Origin of the sequence: Paraglaciecola mesophila, assembly GCF_009906955.1 — a bacterium.
GTDB lineage: Bacteria > Pseudomonadota > Gammaproteobacteria > Enterobacterales > Alteromonadaceae > Paraglaciecola > Paraglaciecola mesophila_A.
On record NZ_CP047656.1, the window covers coordinates 3,153,203 to 3,177,690 of the forward strand.

19 protein-coding genes are annotated in these 24,488 nt (G+C 45.3%); 13 read left to right on the forward strand and 6 right to left on the reverse strand.

Annotated elements, in window-relative coordinates; genetic code table 11:
• Positions 1 to 103: 103 nt before the first annotated feature.
• The 6 genes from FX988_RS13610 to FX988_RS13635 all read left to right on the forward strand — a co-directional run bounded on the left by FX988_RS13610 (position 104) and on the right by FX988_RS13635 (position 9,327).
• Complete coding sequence (locus FX988_RS13610; RefSeq protein ID WP_160180602.1) at positions 104 to 2,674, forward strand: glycoside hydrolase family 2 protein; 2,571 nt, start codon at positions 104 to 106, stop codon at positions 2,672 to 2,674.
• Positions 2,671 to 4,461: a sodium:solute symporter family protein gene (locus FX988_RS13615; RefSeq protein ID WP_160180604.1), complete on the forward strand. Its 1,791-nt coding sequence runs from the start codon at positions 2,671 to 2,673 to the stop codon at positions 4,459 to 4,461. Before FX988_RS13610 ends, FX988_RS13615 begins: the two co-directional genes overlap by 4 nt.
• A gap of 30 nt (positions 4,462 to 4,491) precedes the next feature.
• Positions 4,492 to 6,720 carry a GH92 family glycosyl hydrolase gene (locus FX988_RS13620; protein WP_160180606.1) on the forward strand — a complete coding sequence of 743 codons (2,229 nt, stop codon included), beginning with the start codon at positions 4,492 to 4,494 and terminating at the stop codon, positions 6,718 to 6,720.
• A 65-nt stretch (positions 6,721 to 6,785) separates the two neighbouring features.
• Positions 6,786 to 7,781 (forward strand): glucosamine-6-phosphate deaminase NagB-II, encoded by a 996-nt coding sequence (gene nagB-II, locus FX988_RS13625; RefSeq protein WP_160180608.1) that lies wholly within the window; start codon positions 6,786 to 6,788, stop codon positions 7,779 to 7,781.
• Between the two features lie 227 nt (positions 7,782 to 8,008).
• A complete protein-coding gene (locus FX988_RS13630; RefSeq protein ID WP_160180609.1) occupies positions 8,009 to 9,070 on the forward strand; it encodes a hydrolase in 1,062 nt (353 codons plus the stop codon).
• A 20-nt stretch (positions 9,071 to 9,090) separates the two neighbouring features.
• Positions 9,091 to 9,327 carry a YheU family protein gene (locus FX988_RS13635; protein WP_160180611.1) on the forward strand — a complete coding sequence of 79 codons (237 nt, stop codon included), beginning with the start codon at positions 9,091 to 9,093 and terminating at the stop codon, positions 9,325 to 9,327.
• A gap of 36 nt (positions 9,328 to 9,363) precedes the next feature.
• Here FX988_RS13635 and FX988_RS13640 read toward each other — a convergent pair whose 3' ends face one another.
• Genes FX988_RS13640 through nudE form a run of 3 tightly spaced genes read right to left on the reverse strand, consistent with a single transcriptional unit; the run spans position 9,364 to position 11,371 of the window.
• Positions 9,364 to 9,975: a YceI family protein gene (locus FX988_RS13640; RefSeq protein ID WP_160180613.1), complete on the reverse strand. Its 612-nt coding sequence runs from the start codon at positions 9,973 to 9,975 to the stop codon at positions 9,364 to 9,366.
• Positions 9,972 to 10,808 carry a 3'(2'),5'-bisphosphate nucleotidase CysQ gene (gene cysQ / locus FX988_RS13645; RefSeq protein WP_160180615.1) on the reverse strand — a complete coding sequence of 279 codons (837 nt, stop codon included), beginning with the start codon at positions 10,806 to 10,808 and terminating at the stop codon, positions 9,972 to 9,974. Before cysQ ends, FX988_RS13640 begins: the two co-directional genes overlap by 4 nt.
• On the reverse strand, positions 10,808 to 11,371 hold the full coding sequence (gene nudE, locus FX988_RS13650) for an ADP compounds hydrolase NudE (RefSeq protein ID WP_160180617.1): 564 nt from the start codon (positions 11,369 to 11,371) through the stop codon (positions 10,808 to 10,810). The genes cysQ and nudE overlap by 1 nt, the downstream gene beginning before the upstream one ends.
• A 94-nt stretch (positions 11,372 to 11,465) precedes the next feature.
• On the opposite strand from nudE, the gene yrfG reads away from it, so the two are divergent.
• The 4 genes from yrfG (at position 11,466) to FX988_RS13670 (ending at position 14,654) form a co-directional block, all read left to right on the forward strand.
• Entirely contained in the window at positions 11,466 to 12,149 is a 684-nt protein-coding gene (gene yrfG, locus FX988_RS13655; RefSeq protein ID WP_160180619.1) for a GMP/IMP nucleotidase, read from the forward strand.
• A 175-nt stretch (positions 12,150 to 12,324) separates the two neighbouring features.
• A complete protein-coding gene (gene ppa / locus FX988_RS13660; protein ID WP_160180621.1) occupies positions 12,325 to 12,858 on the forward strand; it encodes an inorganic diphosphatase in 534 nt (177 codons plus the stop codon).
• 114 nt (positions 12,859 to 12,972) lie between these two features.
• Positions 12,973 to 14,196, forward strand: a complete 1,224-nt coding sequence (locus tag FX988_RS13665; RefSeq protein WP_160180622.1) for an MFS transporter — start codon at positions 12,973 to 12,975, stop codon at positions 14,194 to 14,196.
• The gene (locus tag FX988_RS13670) at positions 14,193 to 14,654 is read left to right on the forward strand and encodes a DUF3299 domain-containing protein (RefSeq protein WP_160180624.1); all 462 of its coding nucleotides are present in this window, start codon (positions 14,193 to 14,195) and stop codon (positions 14,652 to 14,654) included. Before FX988_RS13665 ends, FX988_RS13670 begins: the two co-directional genes overlap by 4 nt.
• Before the next feature lie 27 nt (positions 14,655 to 14,681).
• Here the strand turns inward: FX988_RS13670 and FX988_RS13675 are convergent, their stop codons facing one another.
• From FX988_RS13675 to uvrA, 3 genes are read right to left on the reverse strand one after another with little or no spacing between them, the layout of a single operon-like run.
• The gene (locus FX988_RS13675; RefSeq protein WP_160180626.1) at positions 14,682 to 15,395 is read right to left on the reverse strand and encodes a 2OG-Fe(II) oxygenase; all 714 of its coding nucleotides are present in this window, start codon (positions 15,393 to 15,395) and stop codon (positions 14,682 to 14,684) included.
• The gene (locus FX988_RS13680) at positions 15,388 to 15,795 is read right to left on the reverse strand and encodes an acyl-CoA thioesterase (protein ID WP_160180627.1); all 408 of its coding nucleotides are present in this window, start codon (positions 15,793 to 15,795) and stop codon (positions 15,388 to 15,390) included. The genes FX988_RS13675 and FX988_RS13680 overlap by 8 nt, the downstream gene beginning before the upstream one ends.
• A 16-nt stretch (positions 15,796 to 15,811) precedes the next feature.
• The gene (gene uvrA / locus FX988_RS13685) at positions 15,812 to 18,640 is read right to left on the reverse strand and encodes an excinuclease ABC subunit UvrA (RefSeq protein ID WP_160180629.1); all 2,829 of its coding nucleotides are present in this window, start codon (positions 18,638 to 18,640) and stop codon (positions 15,812 to 15,814) included.
• Between the two features lie 291 nt (positions 18,641 to 18,931).
• On the opposite strand from uvrA, the gene FX988_RS13690 reads away from it, so the two are divergent.
• From FX988_RS13690 to FX988_RS13700, 3 genes are all read left to right on the forward strand, one after another.
• Positions 18,932 to 20,275 carry an MFS transporter gene (locus tag FX988_RS13690; protein WP_160180631.1) on the forward strand — a complete coding sequence of 448 codons (1,344 nt, stop codon included), beginning with the start codon at positions 18,932 to 18,934 and terminating at the stop codon, positions 20,273 to 20,275.
• A 273-nt stretch (positions 20,276 to 20,548) separates the two neighbouring features.
• Positions 20,549 to 21,124: a single-stranded DNA-binding protein gene (locus tag FX988_RS13695; RefSeq protein ID WP_160180633.1), complete on the forward strand. Its 576-nt coding sequence runs from the start codon at positions 20,549 to 20,551 to the stop codon at positions 21,122 to 21,124.
• A 950-nt stretch (positions 21,125 to 22,074) separates the two neighbouring features.
• The gene (locus FX988_RS13700; protein WP_160180635.1) at positions 22,075 to 24,468 is read left to right on the forward strand and encodes a TonB-dependent receptor; all 2,394 of its coding nucleotides are present in this window, start codon (positions 22,075 to 22,077) and stop codon (positions 24,466 to 24,468) included.
• Positions 24,469 to 24,488 lie beyond the last annotated feature (20 nt).

Genomic DNA, 24,488 nt, shown 5'->3' on the forward strand with positions numbered 1-24,488 from the left:
TCTTACCAAGCAGCATTTTACACAGCAATAATTTCATCGTGGGGATGACTCATTGGGCGGCCCCGCACTCGACTCGACAGCCCACTTTACAACATTGGTTTTTATGATTAACGAAGAATGTATGACACAAATGAAGACATTACCCTTAACTGGAACATGGCAGTTTTGCCAAGCCGATAAGCAAGACTGGCGAAATGCTGAGGTTCCAGGGTGTAATTTTACTGACTTGCTAGCCCACAATTTAATAGACGATCCATTTGACCGAGATAACGAATCCCATTTGCAGTGGATTGAGAAAAAGGACTGGCATTATCGCCGTTCATTTAATGTATCAGCGGCGCAATTGGCCCACAACGAGGTTAATCTAGTCGCCCTAGGGCTAGATACGTTTTGTGATATTTATCTCAATGGTCAACACCTCGCCAGCGGGCAGAATATGTTTGTGGGTCAACACCTTGCTTGTAAGTCTTTGTTGGTGGAAGGTGAAAATGAAGTGGAAATTCGTTTTCGCTCACCCATGAATGAAGTATATCCGCAATTTATAGCTAACGGTTTTACCTACCCAGCAGAAAATGACAAAAGTGACGAGAAGCTGAGTGTCTTTTGTCGTAAAGCGCCTTGCCATTTCGGTTGGGATTGGGGTCCGAAATTCGTGACGTCTGGCATTTGGCGCGATATTTATTTAGCGTTTATCGACGGTGCTGAAATCAAAGACGTACATTTTGTACAGCAGGCGTTGTCAGCACAGCGCGCCGACTTTCATTTCACGTTAGACGTTAGCGCGATGACAGATTTTGATGCCAAATTAGTGGTGAAGTGCGAACAGGCTCCGCAGTTAAATCAAACTTTAGATGTGCGTTTAACGGGCCAGGCTAACGAGCAAAGCATGCAGGTTAATTTTACGCTTAACGATCCTAAGCGCTGGTGGCCTAATGGGTTGGGGGAAGCGTTTTTATATGACTTTAGCTTTGAGTTAATCAAGGATAAGCAGGTGATAGCCCGTCGCGAGCAATCCGTGGGGCTGCGGGAAATAGAAGTGGTAAATCAAGCTGATGATATGGGAGAGTCTTTTTACTTCAAAATAAACGGCCACCCAGTCTTTATGAAAGGCGCGAACTACATTCCTGATGACAGTTTTATTCATCGAGTTAATACCCAGCGGCACCAGCAGGTATTTGATGCCGTGGTAGCTGGCAATATGAACATGCTGCGCGTATGGGGTGGTGGGATTTATCAAGATGATACTTTCTATGAATTGGCTGATCGCAACGGTATTTTAGTCTGGCAAGACTTTATGTTTGCGTGCACCTTGTATCCTGGTGATGAGGCCTTCTTCGCTAACGTAAAACAAGAAGCGGAATATAACGTTAGACGTTTACGTAACCACCCCTGTATCGCTATGTGGTGTGGCAATAACGAAGTTGATATGGCCATCGAAAAATGGCAGTGGGCTGAAAAGTTTAGCTACTCTGATGAGCTGTACGCACGGCTCAAGCAAGATTATGTGAACTTGTTTGACACGCTTTTACCGAGTGTCGTGCACGCTCTAGACAGTCAGCGTTTTTATTTGCGTTCTTCGCCCATTGGTTTTTGGGAAAATGACGAAGACAATAAAGCTAATCACCATTACTGGGGCGTGTGGCATGGTGAAGAGCCATTCACCGAATATAAAAAGCGCGTGCCACGCTTTATGAGTGAATACGGTTTTCAGTCGTTTCCTATTGCTGAGTCAACCCATCGTTTTACCCTGCCCGAAGACCGAGCACTAGACTCAGAGGTGATGCAAGTTCATCAAAAACACCCTCGTGGTAACAAGCTCATTCGAAGCTATATGGATGAAGAGTTCAATGCTCCGAAAGACTTCGATCAGTTATTGTATTTAAGCCAAGTTCAACAAGCTCAAGGGTTAAAAATGGCATTTGAAGCCCATCGCGCGGCGATGCCATTTTGTATGGGAACGTTATATTGGCAATTGAATGATACTTGGCCTGCGGCTTCTTGGTCTGGTATCGATTACTATGGGCGCTGGAAGGCCCTACACTATCAAGCCAGACGCAGCTTTGCTTCTCAGTTGCTGGTGATTGAGCCCGAGCAGGATGAACTGTCTGTGACCTTGGTTTCAGATGCCCTGCACACATTTGCGGCTAAATTAGAAATTCAGCTATATGATTTTAGTGGTAATACTCGCTGGTATCACGAGCAATTCGTGACTGTGTTGGCCAATAGTACAGAAAATGTATTCTCGCTCAATGTAGAACAGTTCGTACCTAGCCATGAGTTAGCCTCTAGTGTGGTAGTCGCTAGACTGGTTCAGGAAGACAACTCAACGCTATGTGAAAACAGCCACTTCTTTGTGCCCAATAAATTATTAGCGCTTCAAGCTGCCAATATAAACTGCGAGCATGAAATAGCAGACCAATCACTGTCCTTAATGTTCACTACAGATACCTTTGTGCGCCAAATGTACGTGAGCATAGCGGAGCAAGCCGGTAACTTTAGCGACAATTTTTTCGATTTGCTGCCCCAGCAAGTGAAAACTATCACTATTGATTTGCCAAACATGAGCCGGCAGCAAATTGCCAATTTAGTCGATACTGTTCGTTGGCAGTCGCTACTTGATAGTTTTAGTGCAGATGCCTTAGCCAGCAAGCCTGCAATTGGATTGAAGTCATGATTTTGAGTTGGATTGATATTGCCGTCATCATTGCGTATTTGGTCTCGGTACTACTGATTGGTTTGTATATTTCCAAACGTGCTAGTCGAAATATGGACTCGTACTTTTTAGGTGGGAAAACCATTCCTTGGTGGGCCCTTGGGGTGTCAAATGCGTCGGGTATGTTCGATATTGCCGGCACTATGTGGCTGGTCTCAATGTGCTTTGTATACGGTTTGAAAAGCGCTTGGCTACCTTGGATTTGGCCCATATTCAACCAAATATTTTTGATGATTTATCTGTCGGTGTGGTTACGTCGCTCGAACGTCATGACCGGTGCTCAGTGGATGGAAACCCGCTTTGGTAACGGTAAAGGCGCACAACTGAGTCAAATGGTGGTAGTGGTTTTCGCTCTGGTCAGTGCTATTGGCTTTATTGCCTACGCTTTTAAAGGAATTGGCAAGTTTGCCGCGATCTTCTTCCCGTGGGAATTATCTCCTGATTTGTATGCATTGATCATCTTTGCGATCACGACGATTTACGTGGTCAAAGGGGGCATGTATAGCGTGGTGTTTACTGAGATCTTGCAGTTTGTGATCATGACGATTGCAGCGATTTCAGTTGGAGTGATTGCCATGTATATGGTGTCACCCGAGCAATTGGCCGCAGCGACGCCCCAGGGTTGGGATCAACTCTTTTTTGACTGGCGATTAGATCTTAATTGGCAAGGCTTGATAGACAGCGTTAACGTTAAAGTACAAGAAGATGGCCTTGAGCTTTTTGGCTTGATGATCATGATGATGCTGTTCAAGGGTGTGCTATCGAGTATGGCTGGCCCTGTACCGAACTATGACATGCAGCGTATTTTAGCCACCAAAAGCCCTAAAGATGCGGCAAAAATGAGTGGTTTGGTGTCTTTGGTGATGTTTTTCCCTCGCTATATGATGGTGGCAGGTTTATCTATTCTTGCCATTGTGTACATGGGGCCGGATATTCAGGCCCAAGGCGCGCAGTTCGATTTTGAGCAGATTCTGCCATTCGCTATTAATAATTTCGTTCCGGTTGGCTTAACCGGCTTGCTGATCGCTGGTCTGTTAGCTGCGTTTATGTCGACCTATGCGGCATCGGTTAACGCTGCACCTGCCTACTTTGTCAATGATATTTATCGCCGCTATTTGCGCCCGGATGCTGACAGCCGCACTTATGTGCGTATGAGCTATATCGTGTCGATTGTGCTGGTGGTTCTCGGTATGGGACTTGGGCTGATGCTCGGTAGCATTAACGCCATTATGCAATGGATTTTTGCCGCGTTATTTGGCGGTTACGCGGCGGCTAATTTACTGAAATGGCATTGGTGGCGATTTAATGCTTATGGTTACTTTTGGGGCATGTTAGCTGGGTTACTAGGTGCACTCGTGCTACCGATTGCGCTTCCTGACGTGCAACCTTTAATGGCCTTTCCGTTACTACTGCTATTCGGCCTTATTGGTTCCGTTGCGGGCACTTTACTGACCCCACCTGAATCAGATGAAGTGTTATGTGAGTTCTACCGCACCGTGAAACCTTGGGGCGTGTGGGGACCAATACGTGAAAAAGTTATCGCCATAGAGGCTGATTTTGTTCCGAATAAAGAGTTTTCAAGGGACATGTGCAATGTCGTGGTTGGTATTGTGTGGCAGTTAGCGTTGGTGGTAATGCCTATTTATTTAGTGATCCAGCAGTGGTGGTCAATGTTGGCAGCCTTTTGCGTGATTGTTGTGACCAGCTGGATTTTGAAAAAGAACTGGCTAGACAAACTCCCAGATTAAGTAATGAGTGATAAATAAATGATTCTAACAATGAAAAAACAATTTTTAGTGGGTGCATTCTCTCTTTGTGCCGTAGGCGGACTTGCTGGTTGTGCCACAAGCTCGGAACCTAGCATACAAAAAGTGCCAATGGTGCAGGTCGTCGATGAGTCGTTGTTACAATACGCAGACCCTTTTATTGGCACGGGTGGCCACGGACATACCTTTCCTGGTGCAGTGGTGCCTTTTGGCATGGTACAACTAAGCCCTGACAATCCTTCTAAAGGATGGGATTGGACCTCAGGTTACAATTACAGCGACAACCAACTACTGGGTTTCAGCCATACGCATTTATCTGGCACAGGGGTAGGAGATTTGCTGGATATCCTCGTCATGCCGTTTCGTGGTGATTACAACACCCGACGTGATAATGAACTAAAGCACGTAGTGAGTGAGTATTCACATTCTGATGAAAGTGCCTCACCTGGGTACTACCAAGTGGGCTTGCCACAAGAGAAGGTCAATGCTGAGCTAACCGCTACCGAGCGTACTGGCGTGCATCGCTATACCTTTTCAGGTGAAGAAGACGCCAAAGTATTAATCGATTTAGGCTATGCCCAGAACTACGATAAATCTGTGGCTACCTTTATGCGTGTGTTAGACGATAACACCTTAGTGGGCTACCGTATTTCAACCGGTTGGACTGATTACCAGCCCGTGTATTTTGTTGCCCAGTTCAACCAACCCTTTGCACATCAGTTTTACAAAGAAGGCGAAGCGCTAGCGGGCCCGTTTATCAACGCTGAAAAAAGCGAAGTGGTGCTAAACTTCGGTGACATTGCTGACAAGGCTTTGGTGGCAAAAGTAGCTATTTCTTATGTCAGTATTGATGGAGCGCAGCAAAACCTAGCGGCTGAAGTGGCTGATTTCGATTTCGATAATAGCAAGCGCCAAGCACAAACACTCTGGGCAGCTCAACTGGGCAAATTCAAAGTCACTGATGATAACGAGCAAGCGAAACGCAAGTTCTATACGGCTTTATATCATTCATTTTTGGCACCGCAGACATTCAATGACGTCAATGGCAGCTATTTTGGTGCTGACGGTAGTGCCCACAATAGTCAGCAATTTAAACGGTATTCTTTGTTTTCACTGTGGGACACGTTTCGCGCATTACACCCATTGTTGACTATTTCTAATGGCGAGCGCGTCAATGATATGGTCAGCTCGATGATGGCGTTTTACCACGAAACCGGCCTGTTACCTTCTTGGGATTTAATGGCCAATGAAACCGACGTGATGATTGGTTATCACGCAGTGCCCGTCATAGTCGATGCCTATTTTAAAGGCTTAACGGATGTGGATCCTGAGGCGTTATTCGAGGCCCTTAAAGCGTCGGCTATGCAGGAACGTTTTGGTATCGATTTATTCGCTAAGTACGGCTATGTACCTTCTGATTTAGAGGTTGAAGCTGTATCGAAAACCCTCGAGTATGCGTTTGACGATTGGGCGATTGCACGCATGGCAAAAGCACTGGGTAAAGAACAAGACTATGCGTATTTCGCTCAACGTGCCGAGTCTTATAAAACCTTGTTTGATAAACAAACCGGTTTTATGCGTGGCAAAACCCAAGATGGCCAGTGGGTGAAAAATTTCAGCCCAACCCATGTTGACCACCGGACCACAGATTACACCGAAGCAAATGCTTGGCAGTACACTTGGTTTGTCCCTCACGATGTTGAAGGCTTGATCAGCTTATTCGGTGGTGAAGCGCCATTTCTAAATAAATTAGATACGTTATTCAGTACTGATTCCTTTATGGAGGGAGATGTATCACCGGATATTTCTGGGCTCATTGGCCAGTATGCGCACGGTAATGAGCCAGTGCACCATGTGCCTTACATGTATTCTTTAACCTCGCAAAAGTGGAAAGGCGAGCAACGTATTAAAGAGATCCGAGACACCATGTACCGCGATAATCCAGATGGGCTTTCAGGTAACGATGATGTGGGGCAAATGTCTGCTTGGTATGTGTTTAGTGCACTTGGTTTTTACCCTCTAAACCCAGCTGATGGGCAGTATGTATTAGGCACGCCCCAGTTTGATACTGTTGAGTTGCAATTACCGAATAATAAGATTTTTACGGTAAAACGGGTGTCATCAGGGAAAGCGCCAAGTGATTATGTTAAAGAGGTTACGCTTAACGGTACACCGGTGCAGATGAACACCATCTCTCACAGCGACGTGATGCAAGGTGGTGAGCTTATTTTTAGCTTTTAAGTAAAGTGAAATTGAATGAGGTGACGTTAATCGTCACCTTTTTTTACGTTTTTCCGGAGGTATTAATGACCAGCATTATGGCCAAAGAAGCTGCTTCTACTGCTGACCTATTAGCACAGCAGCTTAGATTAAACCAAGGCACTTGCGAGCGTATTGCACAGCGAATACAGCGACTTAACCCAAGCGTGGTGTACATAGTGGCAAGAGGCTCATCAGACCATGCGGGGGTATTTGCAAAGTACTTGATTGAAGTGGAGTTAGGCATTCCTGTGGTTGCTGCTGCGCCCTCAGTGGTGACTGTGTTCCACAAACAATTGAAGCTAAATAATGCTCTGGTTATTGGAATTTCACAATCAGGACGCAGCCCAGATATTTTGCAACACATGGAGATGGCGAAAGAGGCCGGGGCGCTGTGTATCGGTTTGGTGAATGATGAAACCTCGCCATTGGCTAATTTAGTCGATGAACTTATCCCGTTGCGCGTGGAGCAAGAAGTCGCGGTCGCCGCGACGAAAAGCTACTTGGCGTGTTTAAGTGCACTTTTGCAATTGGTGGCTTACAGTAAAAAAGATAGAGCCCTCATTGCTGCGATAAAAGAGATTCCAGATGCACTTAAACGAGCCGTTGATGGGCCTAAGCAATTACATGCAGATATGTTCCAAGGGTGTGATAAATGCATCGTGTTGGGGCGTGGTTTTGGCTACGCGATTGCCAAAGAGGTAGCATTAAAGCTAAAAGAAGTGTGCGCAATTCAAGCTGAGGCATTCTCTAGTGCTGAGTTTGTACACGGCCCTGTGGCGTTAGCGCAAAAGCCGCTAAAAGTGCTCAGTTTAGGATTGCTCGATGAATCGCAGGCCACCCACAAGCAACAAATTGACGACGTAACCCAGCGCGGGGCACATGTGTTACACATGAAAGTCTTTCCTGACAATGTACACCCACGAATCGGAGCGTTAATGATTATGCAACGTTTCTACCTTGATATTGCTGACATTTCCGTGCAATTGGGTTGCAACCCAGACACACCTCAAGGCTTAAACAAAGTCACAATGACTGTCTAAGAGGAAATACATATCACGCTTATTCACGCCATTATGTAAATAGGTGGGTATGGACCCGCTCATTGGTATAAAAGCCTAATTCGGGTAATTTTATAATCTAAGCGCCTGCTCAGGGCGCTTGTTATCTGCACATGATATGCAGCTCTTCGCAGTTAATTACAACAGGGTAGAGAGTTGATATACTCAGTAGAACAATTTATTGCAAATCGGAATGCACACTCACCTCAATGCCTCAGCCTTCATCACGTCATCTTCCTTTAGATACGGTTAGCTCAACCAGCGAAAACACCTTATTTGGCGAGATTGTACAAAGTACGTTTACGCCTCCTTGGTGGGCGAAAAATCGTCATATGCAGACTATTTGGCCGCGCTTTTTTCAGCGACGCTTAAGGGTGCATTGGCATAAAGAGCGTTTGATTTTGCCTGATGGGGATTTTGTCAATTTAGCCTGGGCAGGAGACAGAGAGAGCATTGCATCGAGCAAAGGGTTAGTGGTTATTTTTCATGGTCTGGAAGGGTCGAACAAGTCCCATTATGCCAATGACATGGCTGCCAATCTCGTTCAGCAAGGCTACCTGGTGGTATTGATGCATTTTCGTGGTTGCGGCGGTGAGCATAATACCTTACCCAGAGCGTATCACTCGGGAGAAACAGAAGACGCGTGGTTTTTGTTAAACTGGCTGACGGAGCTGTATCCTAATGTCGCGAAAGTGGCTATGGGCTTTTCCCTCGGGGCGAATATGCTGTTAAAACTGTTAGGGGAACGTCCTGAACAGCGCATTTTGCGCGCAGGTATCGGGATTTCACCGCCTTTTAAGTTAGCTGAGTGCTCATTGAGTATCAATCAAGGTGTATCACGTATGTATCAGTCTTATTTACTGAAAAGCATGGTGAATAATCTGGTGGATAAAATGCGTACCGTGGACTATTCCGATCATTTAGAGATTGATGATGTCAAAGCACGCTCTCTTAAAAGCTTCAAAGCGTTCGACCAGCACGTAACCGCGCCTCTGCATGGTTTTGACAGTGCTGATGATTACTACACTAAATGCAGCGCGATAAATTTTATGAAAACTATCGCCACTCCAACCCTTGTCATTCACGCTAAAGACGACCCCTTTATGAGTGAGTCAGTTTTGCCCAGTGAACAAGAACTGTCCCCTCATGTACGCCTTGAATTAAGCGACAAAGGAGGGCATGTAGGGTTTATGCAAGGCACGCCTTGGCGTCCGGTAATTTGGATGCAGAAGCGTGTTAATCAATATTTTCAGGAGATTTTGCGCGAGTAAGTGCAAAGCCATATCGTTTTATGATTATACCGATTAATGAAGTCAGCCCAGATGCGTTGAGCAATCTGATTGAAGGATTTGTGCTACGTGAAGGCACCGAGTACGGTGAGGCGGATTGCAGTTTGGCAGATAAGGTAGAGCAAGTGCGAGCTCAATTAACATCGGGCGAGGCCTTGCTGGTGTATTCAGAGTTACATGAAACAGTGAATATTATCCCCAAAGATCAGCTTGGGCTGATCGATGAGGAAGCAGAATAATGGTTGTCACCTGTCTCATTTAACGGCAGCGATCAATTACATCAATTCGATGAAGGTTAAGTTAAACGTTACGGGTACATTCGGGCTGATGCTGGACAAGCCCGCTACGTTTTGTAACCAGTCTATGCCGCCTTGTAGGCCATAATCCCCTGCTGTAATGATGACAGGTTGAGCACTGGTGGCGACAAAACGATTATGGTCAGTTTTGGTCACTTGTACTTTCACTTCAATGTCGTTTTCTTGCCCTAGCACGCTTAATTTGGCAGGAATGGTAAACGTACCTGCTTGGCCTTTAGTAAACGCCAAAATTTCTTTTGGCAGGTTAGCGGTGAGAGTCGCTTTCGGGAAGTTCTCCACCATAAACAGCTTTTCACGCATACGAGAGTTGCGAATATCTATCCCTGTTTCTACAGAGGATAAATCGATATCAACCGACAATTCACCGGCACTGGTTAGTGAGCCGCTCAGATTGGAGAAATGATGAAGCTCACTGACTTTAATATTCTTGGTAGAAATGAAATTTAACTGAGAGTCTTTATTCAGCAGTTGCCAATCGGCGGAAGCGCTTGCACACACGAGTAAGCTGGATAGCGCGGCTAGGTTAATTGCGGCCAGTTTTAGCAACTTGGCATTTTTGCGGAAAGTCATTCGGTATCTCCTGTGGTGTATTTCACTATGGTTTGCCAATTTACTCGTTGATCACCCATAACGATAAAATCTGGGTTGGTAACGGAATTTCGTTCATTATAACTAAGAGGCGAAAAATCATGGGCCAAAATATTGCCCCCTGCTTCACTGACAATGCACTGAGAAGCACCAGTGTCCCATTCGCCAGTCACGCCTAAACGTAAGAAAACATCTGCTTTACCTTCAGCGATAAAACAGGATTTTAGCGAGCAGCTGCCCGTCGGATAAGTTTGATACGTGCGATGATCGCTCATGCTGCGCATGACATTTTCTCGTGCTTGACGGCGGCTAATGGCAATCATAACGGGGTCGTGTTCAGGATCGTCAAATTTACGCACGTGAATGCGTTTATTTTCGGTGCGGCTTTCTTTAAATGCCCCGTGCCCTTTAGAGGCAAAATACAAGGTTTCACCTGGGGGCCAGTAAATCACCCCGATAACAGGTTGGTTATCTTCAACAAGTGCAATATTCACTGCAAAGTCGCCACTGCGAGCGATAAACTCTTGGGTACCATCAATAGGGTCAATTAACCAATAACGATGCCAGCCTTTACGCACTTCTAGTGCACCGTTGTCTGACTCTTCCGACATGATAGGAATGTGCGGGGTTTTACGTTTGAGAATGGCCAAAATCACTTCATTCGCTTTGTAGTCGGCTGACGTCACGGGCGAGTCATCGTCTTTTTGATAGCTTTTATAGTCACCACTGTCATAGATTTCCATGACGACTTTTCCAGCCGCTTGGGCTGCGCTTTTAGCTATGTCGAGTAACGAAGAGATAGAGTCGGTGGGCATTATTGTTCCTTTAACCACTTTTGCGCGAGAAATAGTGCGGTAATACAGCGAGCTTCAATGAAATCGTCACGAGCCAATAACGCATCAAGATCGTTTATCGACCATTTAATGATGTCTAAGGGCTCAGGTTCATCGCCGGGAAGCGTTTGTTCATATAAATCTTCAGCGATAAAAATATCCATGCGGGCGTTAAAAAATGCCGGTGCCATGCTGACATTTTGCAAGTAATGAAGCTTAGTTGCGCCAAAGCCGACTTCTTCTTTGAGCTCGCGATCAGCGGCTTGCGCAGGTTCTTCTCCTGGGTCGATTAGGCCCTTAGGAAAACCTAACTGGTATGAGTGCGTGCCTGCCGCGTATTCACGTACCAATAAAAATTCATGGTTATTGATAAAGGGAACAATCATCACCGCGCCACGTCCACCGCCAGCCATGCGCTCAAAGGTGCGCAGTTCTCCATTGGAAAACTCGAGATCGACTTGCTCAACGGTGAACAATCCGCTTTTTGCCACGGTGCGTCGTTGGTGAATGTGTGGAAGTGTTTTATTGGGGTCTATTTTGCTCATCTACCTATCACGTTATCATAGCCTCACTAATTGCATCAATGACGCGTAAACTATTGTTACGTCGAATATAACGCTTAACTTAAGGACTTGCCACTTGCCTGACTTACCTTGGAACAAAATTAAAACGGTTTTACTCGATATGGACGGGACTTTGCTTGACTTGCATTTCGATAGCCACTTCTGGTTAGAGCATTTACCGAAAACGTACGCCAGTATCAATGGCATCAGCGAAGAACAGGGTAAAGAGTACATGATGGCGGAGTATCGCCAAGTGTTTGGCACAATAGATTGGTATTGTTTAGATTACTGGGCAGACAAACTTCAGCTAGATATTATGCAAGCAAAGCGTGAAGTTGAGCATTTAATCGCCATGCGGGATGACACCATTCCATTGCTTGATGCCCTCAGAGAATCAGGGCGTGAAGTGGTATTGGTCACTAACGCGCATCCCGATAGTCTGTCATTAAAAATTGAACATACTGCCCTTGATAGCCATATCGATACGCTTATTTCGACCCATGAATTTGGGGTCACCAAAGAGTCTCAATTATTATGGCAAAAGCTTCAGCAACGTTTAGGGTTCGATTGCGAGCATACGTTGTTTGTTGATGATAGCTTGCCTATTTTGCAGGCAGCGAAAGATTTTGGCATTGCCCACTTGCTGGCTGTGAGCAATCCAGATAGTCAATTACCGTTAAAAGATGTTACACAATTTTTAGCCACCAGTGACTACAGGACCATGTTGGACGCTATAAAAAATACTCCTTTTGCGGGATAAGGACTGATTAAACGAAAATGCCGAAGCGCTGAGATTAAGTGAATTTTTCGTGCTTTTGGCAGTTTTTTTGTGAATAACGGGCAAAAGCCATGCTTTATTGCCTCTGTGGCGTTTCATATTGTTGTTGATCGCCCTATAATTCGAGCCAATTTTCATCAATCTATAGGTCAAGTCTATGAGTCTTAACGATGTTCCAGCTGGTAAAAACGTACCAGACGAAATTAATGTAGTGATTGAAATCCCTGCGTATTCTGATCCAATCAAATATGAAGTGGATAAAGACACAGGTGCAATTTTTGTCGACCGCTTCATGGCGACCTGCATGCACTACCCCACTAACTATGGCTATATTAATCAAACATTGTCAGAAGATGGTGATCCAGCAGACGTACTAGTGATGTCACCTTTCCCACTTCTTGCTGGTTGTGTGATTAAGTGTCGTCCTGTTGGCGTACTTAAAATGACAGATGAATCAGGTACTGATGCTAAGATTTTAGCGGTACCGGTTGATAAGTTGTCTACCATCTATCGTGGTATCAAAGACATCGACCAAGTGGACGAGCTTACCCTTAACCAAATTGAGCATTTCTTCTCACATTACAAAGATTTAGAGCCTGGAAAATGGGTGAAAATCGACGGTTGGGAAAACGCTGAAGCAGCAAAAGAAGAAATCGTTAGCAGCGTAGAGCGTTACAAAACAGAAGGCTAATCAATCTATTCAGTCGAATAGAATTTGGTACCCTAGAAGCCGACTACTCGTCGGCTTTTTTATTTTCTGTCTCTTGTGAGACACTGACCATCACCGTTTTGTGAATTGAAATCCATGACATTTATACGCCCATTTCGCGCTAACCCGCAGATACTTTTATTGGCAATGGCTTTTGTGATGCCGCTGGTTTTTTCCGTATGGAACGCACTGCTGAATAATTTTGTGGTAGAGAAGGCACAGTTCAATGGTGCACAGATTGGCATGCTGCAAAGCCTCCGTGAGGTGCCTGGTTTTTTGGCCTTTACCGCAGTTTTCTTGTTGTTGGTGCTCAAAGAGCAAACGCTTGCATTGGTGTCGTTGGCGGTTATGTGTGTTGGCGTTGCTTTAACTGGCTGGTTGCCGTTTGAGTTAGGGTTGTATTGCACCACTGTGTTGATGTCTATTGGTTTTCATTATTTTGAGACCATCAACCAATCATTGACCTTGCAGTGGCTAGATAAAGACAAAAGCGCTCACTTTATGGGGCAGCAGCTTGCAGTAAAGAGTTTTGCCTCGTTGCTGGCATACGGCGCTATTTGGCTGCTAATGGAATGGGCGGGGATCTCGTATGTGGCTATGTATATGCTGGCTGGTGGAGTAGGTCTGCTGATCGTGATTTGGTTATGGTTTGGATTCGATAAGTTTACTCAAACCTCTGTGCAGCATAAGCACATGTTTTTACGCAAACGCTATTGGCTGTATTATGGCTTGGTGTTTTTCAGTGGTGCGCGGCGGCAAATCTTTATGGTGTTTGCCTCGTTTATGATGGTAGAGAAATTTGGTTATTCGGTTGGTGATATCAGCCTGCTGTATATGCTCAACTATGTGTTTAATCTGTTTTTTGCCCCTAAAATTGGCCGCTGGATCCATAAAATTGGTGAGCAACGGGCATTGTGTATTGAATACCTTGGTTTACTTTGTGTGTTTGTGGGTTATGCCTGGGTAGACAATAGTCAGTTAGCTGCCGGACTGTATGTAATAGATCACCTGTTTTTTGCCATGGCCATTGCGGTTAAGACTTATTTTCAAAAGATTGCCGATCACAGAGATATCGCATCAACCGCCGGGGTGAGTTTTACCATTAATCATATTGCCGCTGTAGTCATCCCAGCATTGTTAGGCGTGGTGTGGTTAACCTCGCCCTCGGCTGTCTTTTATATCGGTGCAGGCTTTGCTGTTTGTTCATTGATTTTAGCGTTGAATATTCCCGACCAACCGAACGATGGGAATGAAGTTAGAATGAACATGTTGCGTTGGGCGAATGTGCCCAGTGTTGCACCCCCCAAGGAGAATTCATGAAGTATTTAGTGTTATTGCTGGCGATAAGTTCGTTTGCTGCTTTTAGCCAAGAGCCTGAAGAATTATTTTGGGAAGACATGATCCCAAAAAATTACATTGCCCCCCAAGAGGAAGTGAACCATGACGGTTCAATGGTACAACAAAGTTTAAATGCCCCTGTGGTGAATGAACTGGACGGCAAAGTGGTTAAAATACCAGGCTTTGTAGTGCCCCTTGAAGGCAGCAGCGATACGACCAAAGAGTTCTTGTTAGTACCGTATTTTGGCGCGTGTATTCATGTTCCCCCCCCGCCACCGAATCAAATTGTATATGTGAAGTTTCCAAATGGTGTGCCAATAGACAACATATACGATGCTGTGTGGGTGACCGGTACATTAGCTACCCAAGTGTGGGAAGGAGACCTAGCGACAGTAGGCTACACCATGCAAGGCATTGAAGTGACACCATATGATGGCTAAGGTTTTTCAAAGTCCTTGTGTGGCTACTCAGCGCGTGGGTTGGCCAAAGATAACGTTAGCCTGATTAAACTGTACCCATGAGGTGAGAATGTACTTATCATTCGAGATGGGTACGTTCCCTCGGTGAGTATGGGTAAAATACGCGGGGGCAATCACCATAGTGCCTTTGCGCGGTTTGATAGATAAATCTTGATAGTAAAACTCGGTTTCCCCGCCTTCTTCCACATCATTTAAATAAAACATAAACAATAATATACGGTGTAAGGCATCTGTACTATTGGCCTGAGGGTAAACCTCTGAATGCCAATAAGGATAACCGCCCTGTTGCTTATCGTATTTCTGTGCGTTGATATTGCCTAACCGAAATAAGTAGCCCATTAGGTTGGCTAAATTCGGTAAACCCACTTCTTTAAAGTTGTCATGAGTCATTTTAACGGGCTGGCCGCTTTTCGGGTGCTTAACGGTCAAACCGATAGGGCCAATAAGGGCGAAGAAATAGCTTTCGAAATAGGCCAATATCTGTTGGCTCAGTACAGGTAATAAAGCTTGATAGGGCGTTTTGAATTCTGGGTGAGTAATAATAGATACGTCACGACTGCGTTTTTTGTCTGGGTCGACGCCGCCACCTGTACGCCCCGGTTGGGTGTTTTTGCTTAACTCAAATTGGGTGACGAACTGATCACACAGTTCGTCACTAATAGCGTGCTCTACAACCTTAATAAAGGTTTCAGGCTTAGGCATTCACGCCCCGAGGGATCGCGTGCTCAGTTAGCTTTTCACGTATTTCATCATTGATCACCACTGACTTTTTCTCAGCGTAGTTATACTGGACCATAGTAGTAGTGCCAGTTGCACGCTTGGTGCCGTTTTGCCATAACTCTTGATAGGTGTCGAATGAACTTCCGCCTATACGGCTAATGTAGGTACGAACCTGTACAGGGTGGCCATAATGCATTTGATCGAGAAAATCGACTTTATAGCCAGCTAAAATCAAAGGCCAATTTTGTAAGTCTAATTCAGGGCTGAAAATTCTGAATATGGGCTCGCGAGCCATTTCAAACCAATCCACCAACACAGTATTACTGACGTGTGCTAAGGCATCCGTTTCACAAAATCGCACATTAAAATCTTCAATTAACATTGGTTTAGTTCCTTGTTTAAATTGACAGCAGAGGTTTAAGAAAGCGCGCCGTATGAGAAATCTCTACTTCGCAAATTTGTTCTGGTGTGCCTTGAGCGATAATTTGCCCGCCGCCTGAGCCGCCCTCTGGGCCTAAGTCTATGACCCAATCAGCGGTTTTGATGACATCTAAGTTGTGCTCGATCACCACGACTGTGTTGCCGTGATCGCGCAGGCGATGTAACACCTGTAATAACTGTTTAATATCGTGGAAATGCAAGCCAGTCGTGGGCTCATCTAAGATGTACAAGGTTTGGCCTGTGTCTCTCTTTGATAATTCTTTGGCCAGTTTTACCCGCTGGGCTTCACCGCCTGACAAGGTAGTGGCCGCTTGGCCCAAACGCACATAGGACAAACCTACATCCATCAAGGTTTGTAATTTTCGGGCAATCGCAGGAATAACATCGAAAAACTCACGGGCATCTTCAACGGTTAAATCCAGTACTTCATGAATATTTAAGCCCTTGTACTGAATTTCTAGGGTTTCACGGTTGTATCGCTGGCCCTTACACACGTCACAAGGCACGTAAACATCTGGTAAAAAGTGCATTTCTACTTTAATTACGCCGTCGCCCTGACAGGCCTCACAACGACCGCCTTTTACATTGAAGCTAAAACGCCCAGGTTTATAGCCACGAGAACGGGCCTCTTGGGTACCTGCAAACAGTTCACGCACTGGGGTGAAAATACCCGCGTACGTCGCTGGGTTTGAGCGCGGTGTGCGCCCAATCGGGCTTTGGTCAATATCGACAACTTTATCGAGCATGTCCATGCCGGTACATGTCTTATACGGCGCTGGTTCACCTGTGGTCGCGCCGTTGAGCTCACGATGGGCTATCCGATAAAAAGTATCATTGATTAGAGTTGATTTACCTGAACCTGATACACCGGTTACGCAGGTCATTAAACCAAACGGAATGCGCAAGTCGACATCTTGTAGGTTGTTGCCTGTAGCGCCGCTCATTTCGATCCATTTATCTTGATCAATCTCAGTGCGCTTTTCAGGAATAGCGATGGCTTCACGGCCTGATAAGTATTTACCTGTCAGGGAATGTTCGCTTTTCATGATGTCATCTATGGTGCCTTGGGCAACTATTTCGCCGCCGTGCACACCGGCACCCGGGCCGATATCAAGCACAAAGTCAGCAGCGCGAATGGCATCTTCATCATGCTCAACCACGATAACCGTGTTACCCAAGTCGCGTAGATGCTCTAGCGTTGTCAGTAGGCGTTCGTTGTCCCGTTGGTGCAAACCAATAGAGGGTTCATCCAATACGTACATCACCCCAACTAACCCTGCACCAATTTGACTGGCAAGACGAATACGCTGAGCTTCACCGCCTGATAAGGTGTCGGCGCTGCGTGAAAGGGACAAATAATTTAAGCCGACATTGACCAAGAAATTCAAACGGTCGTTGATCTCTTTGAAGATTTTATCGGCGATTTTTTCGCGTTTTCCGGTTAATTCAATATCGGTGAAAAACTGTAAAGACTCCGCAATCGACATATCCGTAATCGTTGGCAGAGGCGTGTCGCCAATAAACACGTTGCGTGCTTCAAGGCGCAGACGTGTGCCATTACAGCTACTACAATGTTGCTGGCTCAAATATTTAGATAATTCATCACGCACCGCGTTGGATTCAGTTTCACGGTAGCGGCGCTCCATATTCGGAATGATCCCTTCAAAGGGATGCTTGCGCTCCATAATATCGCCGCGATCATTGATGTATTTGAAGTTGATAGAGGTGCCTTTGCTACCGTGTAGCACAATGTCTTTGGCTTTCTCATCAAGTTCTGCGAAAGGCGTGGTCAAATCAAACTTATAGTGATCCGCCACGGCTTGCAGCATTTGGAAGTAATAATAACTGCGTTTATCCCATCCGCGTATCGCTCCGCCGGATAAACTGAGTTCGTCGTTACTGATAATTCTGTGCGGATCAAAAAACTGTCTTGTGCCTAAACCATCACAGGTTTGGCACGCGCCCGCCGGGTTATTGAACGAGAATAGCCTGGGCTCAAGTTCTGCCATTGAATAGCCACAATGAGGGCAGGCAAAGTTAGATGAAAATACCACTTCTTCTTTGTGCGGGTCATCCATAAAGGCGATTTTAGCTGTGCCAGCGGACAAGTTCAGCGCTGTCTCGAAGGACTCAGCAAGTCGTAAAGACAAGTCTTCACGAACCTTGAAGCGGTCAACAACCACTTCGATATTGTGCTTTTTATGCAAGTCGAGTTCAGGTGGATCGGATAAATCACACACCTCGCCATCAATCCGCGCGCGAATAAATCCTTGTGCAGCTAAGCTTTCAAGAGTTTTTACGTGCTCGCCTTTACGATCTTGTACTACGGGAGCCAACAACATGAGCTTTTCATCTGCCGGCATGGTGAGTACGCGGTCAACCATCTGGCTAACAGTTTGCGCATCTAACGGCACATGGTGGGTCGGACAGCGCGGCTCGCCAACGCGGGCATACAACAAACGCAGATAATCGTATATTTCTGTGATCGTGCCTACGGTCGATCGAGGGTTATGGGACGTTGATTTCTGCTCAATAGAGATGGCTGGTGACAGACCTTCGATGTGATCCACATCGGGCTTTTCCATCATGGATAAAAATTGCCGAGCATAAGCGGACAAAGACTCCACATACCGACGTTGACCCTCGGCGTATAGGGTGTCAAATGCCAGTGAAGACTTACCGGATCCAGACAAGCCGGTGATGACAGTAAGTTTGTCTCGAGGAATATCTAAATCGATGTTCTTTAGATTGTGAGTGCGCGCGCCACGTACAGCTATCTTATCCATTATTGACCAAAGTCGACCTCAAAAGAGTGAGTATTACATACTTGATATAAGAGCTCTATGCGGATGAGCAATTATACTTTCAATACCCAAAGTGGTAATGACAAACAAGATACGATTAACGGCCTGAATTAGATCGCCGATGAAATTTGTAAGTTGATGTTTTAAACACAGGTATATCATTGCATTTATGGTGTTTTCTCTCATGCTTGCTGCGATCTTGCTGTCGTTTAGCGCGATAATTTTGTGTTAAACTTCGCCGCCTTAACAACCTCAAACTGATTAGTTACTCATTTGAATAGAACAGAAATTCGCGCTTCATTGGCTTTGGCCGCTGTTTATGTCCTGCGTATGCTGGGATTATTTATGGTGATGCCAGTGCTGGCCATACTCGCAGTGCATTACCCAGATTATTCAGCATTAATGCTCGGCCTCGCGATTGGTGGTTACGGATTAACCCAAGCGATTTTGCAAATTCCAATGGGGGTATTGTCAGACAAAATTGGCCGCAAACCCGTGATTGTAGCCGGCTTGCTGATGTTCGCAATTGGTAGTGGTGTGGCTGCTACCGCTGACAGCATGTTATGGATTGTGATTGGCCGATTCTTGCAGGGAGCTGGGGCGATAGCAGGCGCTATTATGGCGTTAGCTGGGGATGTCAGCCGTGAACAGCAGCGACCAAAAGTGATGGCGATTATCGGAATTGCTATTGGGTTTTCATTCTATATTGCCTTGTTAATTGGCCCTGTGATTGCAGATAATTACGGTCTGCACGGTATTTTTTCGATTACCGGTATACTCGCTATTTTATGCATGCCTTTGGTCATTTGGGTGGTGCCCAGTGCGATAAACTATGCACCCAAGGGTGACACACTTCCTGTTCTTACCGATGTGAAAATCTTGTTTTTCGACCCGCAGTTACGCCGTTTGAACATTAGCGTGATGTTGCTGCATATGATGATCACCGTATTATTTGTGCAAATGCCTATTTTGCTTAGCGCACTAGGCTGGGAACTAGAGCGCCATTGGCAATTGTATTTGCCTATTTTGGCAGCTTCAGTGGTGGGGTTAGTCTTATTGATGATGTTAACCAGAACCATGAGCCAGTCCGCGGTTATTCGTTTGTGTATATTGCTTCTGGGCGCTGCACTTCTTGGCCTGCACTTTGAACACGGCACTGTGCTGGCGGTCATGGGCTTTGGGTGGCTGTTTTTCGCAGGGTTTAACTTTTTAGAGGCGAGTTTTCCGGCTATGGTGTCAAGCATTGCTCCTGCTGGTAAAAAGGGCTCCGCCATGGGGATTTACGCGAGCTTTCAGTTTTTAGGCGCATTTTTAGGCGGTACCTTATCTGGCTTAGCCAGTCAGTATATTGGCCCTCAATGGGTCTTTGTTATCGCAGGTGGCGCCTGCGGCCTATGGTGGCTTGGATTACGCAAGCTAGGCACCAGTGAACGCTTAAAGCGTTATACTCTCAAGCCTGATTTTACCCGTTATTCGGCGCAAACCATTGGCGAGCAATTAGCCACGTTAGAGGGGGTAGTCGATGTCACTGTGGTGCCAGATGAAGGTGTGGTGTATATCAAAGCCCATGGCAAACAGTTTGAGATAGATAAAGCACACGTTTTGGTCAATGGCTGATTTGTTTTTTAAACGAATCAAGGGCAAATTTCTGAGAAACAATTGGCTAAATCGCGTTATAATAATCGGTACAGTGAAAAACATTTTTGTCATAGCTAAGGGGAAGTTTTCGCACTCAGTTGTGATGTGAGATACTTATCGACCGGCGGCAGAAATGTATTTATATATTCACTAACGAATTGAAAAAATAGACAAATCCAGTAAGAAGCCAGCACATTATCTAAACGTAATCGCTTAGAATGCTGTGCTCTAGGACTGATAATAGGAGTTAAAATGGCGAGTAAAGGCGTAAACAAAGTCATCTTGGTGGGCAATTTAGGACAAGATCCTGAAGTACGTTATATGCCAAATGGTAACGCGGTAGCGAATTTAAGCATCGCGACCAGCGAAAGCTGGAAAGACCAACAAGGGCAAATGCAAGAGCGCACCGAATGGCATCGCCTAACTATGTATCGCCGTTTAGCTGAAGTGGCGGGTGAATACTTGCGCAAAGGCTCGCAAATTTACGTTGAAGGTAAATTGCAAACCCGTAAATGGCAAGATCAACAAGGGCAAGACAGATACACCACTGAAGTGATTGTAGATCAGATGCAAATGCTAGGCGGCAAAAGCGGCGGCCAATCTGAAGGTGGTTTCCAGGGGCAGCAACGTCAACAACCTCAGCAGCGCCCAGCACAAGGCGGTCAAAACTCAGGTGGTTTCCAACAATCTCCTAACCAAGGTTACAACCAAGCACCTCAGGGCGGCCAAGGTAATCAAGGTTTCAATCAAGCCCCGCAAGGAGGTCAAAACAAGCCAGCACCCATGGCTGAGCCTGACTTTGACTTCGACGATGATATTCCGTTCTAGAGTTCACCTGAGACATATTCTGTAAAGAATTCTAATTAAGCCCTTATTTTTAAGGGCTTTTTTGTTTCAAGGCGGGCGCTTTTATGCCTTCGTGTCATATTCGATACAAACAAAGCATTAAGGATATTCAAGCACTGAACTGAATAGCGAGTCAGGGCGATAGGCAGATCACAACTAGTCAGTGTTGGCCTTTAGGTTTTTGAGGAGTTTCATTAGGATGAACAAAAAAGATAACGGATATCCATACCTTAGCGCAGACCGACTCTCCTATATCTACAAATGCGGAAAATGTAGAGCCCATATTAAGAAAGGTAGTAAAGCCTGCTATCGGTGTAGGTATGAATTCACAGAAGGTGATGTTGCTCAAATGATTGCTGAATATAGAGCAAATTACTCAAAAAATTGGCACGTAAAAGTGTATTTTGTGTTGTTCATGATTTTTATATTGGTTTTATTACTGGGACTAAATTAAATAAAATCTAACCAAAGAACTAATGTGGATCCATGTTTGGATTTTTAAGTTGTAAACCTCACAATTAAAGCTCGCTCACATGTTATTCAGGCATTGCATATGAAGTCACAGTGCTGTTTTGAAAACAACGAGACCAAAAGATCAATTTTCTCCTTATCTATTTGCCGTTTTTAGGGTGCATATATTCAATGATGCTGCCAGCATAAACCTATTCAACATCCTGTGTTATCAACATAAGCGTATCTGCAATACCGTTTTCAGGCTCTAAATCACTCTGGTCGGCTTTCACAGCAATGAAACTTGCTTTATATACTCTTGCGCAAACCTAGGGTTTAAGTTTTTTATTCTGGGTTTGGACAGAAATACTTACAAAAATAACAATATATCGTCGGTAAGCAGTAGAAATGCTCAACTTTTTTTGCCACATTACACGACGGTTTTTAACAAAAATGCAACAATTAATCTGGATGGACAAATTTTGAAACTAAACACACACAATTTTCGCTTAAGCACTTTGAGTGTTGCGGTAGTAGGGTTGCTCAGCACGGGCGCTATGGCGCAGGAGTCGAGTGATAATCAGGACTCTGGCGTTGAGAAAATCATAGTAACAGCGACTAAGCGTTCTGAATCGATTGGCGACATTCCGTTTTCGATCAATGCGCAAACGCAAAAAGACTTTGAAAGAAGTGGAGCCAGTAATTTAGAGGATGTGGCTAGAAACGTAGCCAGCGTATCGATTCAAAACCTTGGCCCTGGACAAAGCCAAGTGTCAATGCGCGGGGTATCAGCGGGTCAAGTGGTACGAGACCAACCAGGGGTGAAAGAGCAGGTGGGGGTTTATTTAGATGAGAGTGTTATTTCACTATCATTGTTTACCCCAGATTTAGACTTATTTGATTTAAACCGAATAGAGACCCTTCGCGGCCCTCAAGGCACTTTGTTTGGCTCTGGTTCAATTGGTGGAACGCTGCGTTACATTACAAACCAGCCTGAGCTAGACACCTTTGAAGGGAAGTTTGAAGCGAACCTTAATTCGGTAGATGACGGTGGCGTTGGTGGACATGTGAAAGGCATGGTCAACCTGCCTGTATCTGATTCTGTTGCTATGCGTGCTGTGGTATATCGCACTGATTATGCAGGTTTTATTAACGCATATGGCCCTGATAATACGTTTAAAGAAGACGTAAACGACGGTGACAGAACCGGCGGTAGGCTGGCATTAGTTATTAGCCCAAATGACAAACTAACGATAACGCCTCGGATCATCTTTCAAGAATTGGAAATGAACGGGTTTAATCGTCAAGACGTGTTCAACTTGTTCGCTAACCCATACACCACTACATGGCCAGCAAGGCAGTTAGGTGAGAAAGAACAGTTCCTCTTATTAGATGAAGGGTTTTCGGATGATACCTTTATTGCTGATTTGACCGCTGAATACCAAGCAGATGTCGCAGATTTTACTTTTGTTTATAGCTACACGGATCGCGATATTTTGGTGAGCCGTGACGCAAGTGCCCTTTCGGGCTCGGTCAGTATTGATTTGGGCTTTCCTGAGGAGGCCGTTACTTTGCCGTCAAACCTACATGATCGCACCGAAGTGGAACAAGATACCTTTGAGCTTCGTGCCGCCTCAAATGGTGATGGCGCGTTGGATTGGATAGTGGGGGCGTTTTATTCTTCAACCGAAAGAACATACAAGCAAACTTTACCGACTCCAGGCTACGATAGCTTTACTGATGCTACGCTAGGTGAAGGCACATCTGCGGCAGTGGCCAATGGTTTCGATGCCGATTCACCTTACAACGCTTTTTTACCGTACGATTTAACGCAACTGGCGATTTTCGGTGAAGTGAATTATCAAATGAGTGATGATTTAAAGCTTACAGCCGGTACCCGTTTTTATGATTACGAAGAAGAGCGCCAATTTATTTCAGGCGGTTTGTTTGCCAATGGTGACAACCAAACAGACTCGACAGAATCTGACGGTTTTACCTCTCGAGTTATCGGTCAGTACCGCTTAAACGACAATGTGAACTTGAACGCTCAGGTATCCCAAGGCTTTAGATTAGGCGGTGTGAACGATCCATTGAATAGAAGTTTATGCTCAGATCAAGATGAAGCCATTTTTGGTTCATTTCAAAGCTATGATGATGAGCAGCTAACCAATTATGAATTTGGTGTTAAGTCTTCTGGCCGTGGATGGAGCGCTAATGTCGCAGCGTTTTACAATGACATTGAAGATTTGCAGGTGACATTAGATGCGGGCTCGTGTTCTTCGCGGGTGTCATTCAATGTACCTGATGCACATACCCAAGGTATTGAGTTTGAACTGACGCGTCAGTTTACTGATCAGCTCTTCTTCTCGTTAAGCGGTAGCGTGATAGAAGCTGAATTTGATTCAACTGTGGTGGATGGTTCCGGTGCGGTGTTAGGTGGAGTGGAAGACGGTAATCGTTTGGCCTCAGTACCTGAAGAGAGCTTTGCGATTTCATTTACTTATGATCTTGCTCAGCCTTTGTTTTCCTCAAACAGTAGTTATTTTCAAGGCTCGTACCAGTACGTAGGGGATCGCATTACTCAGCCTAGCGACCAAGTGGCTGGTGCTGGCGTGTTTACCTCTGGGCTAGCGTTTGGCGGTGCTACTGGGCTTGAAACAACAGAGCTAGATTTAGTACTGGATGCTTATGGCACCATGAACCTTAGTTTTGGGTTAGCGTATGATGATTATGAAATTCTTCTCTACGCCAACAATGTATTTGATGAGTATGCGCTTTTGTCGTTTGACAGAGAGCGTGGTGGCCGCGCTAGGCTTGGTTTTACTACCAATCAGCCAAGAACCTTTGGTGCGACATTCCGTTACTTTTTTGAGTAGCATTCGTACTTAGCAAATAC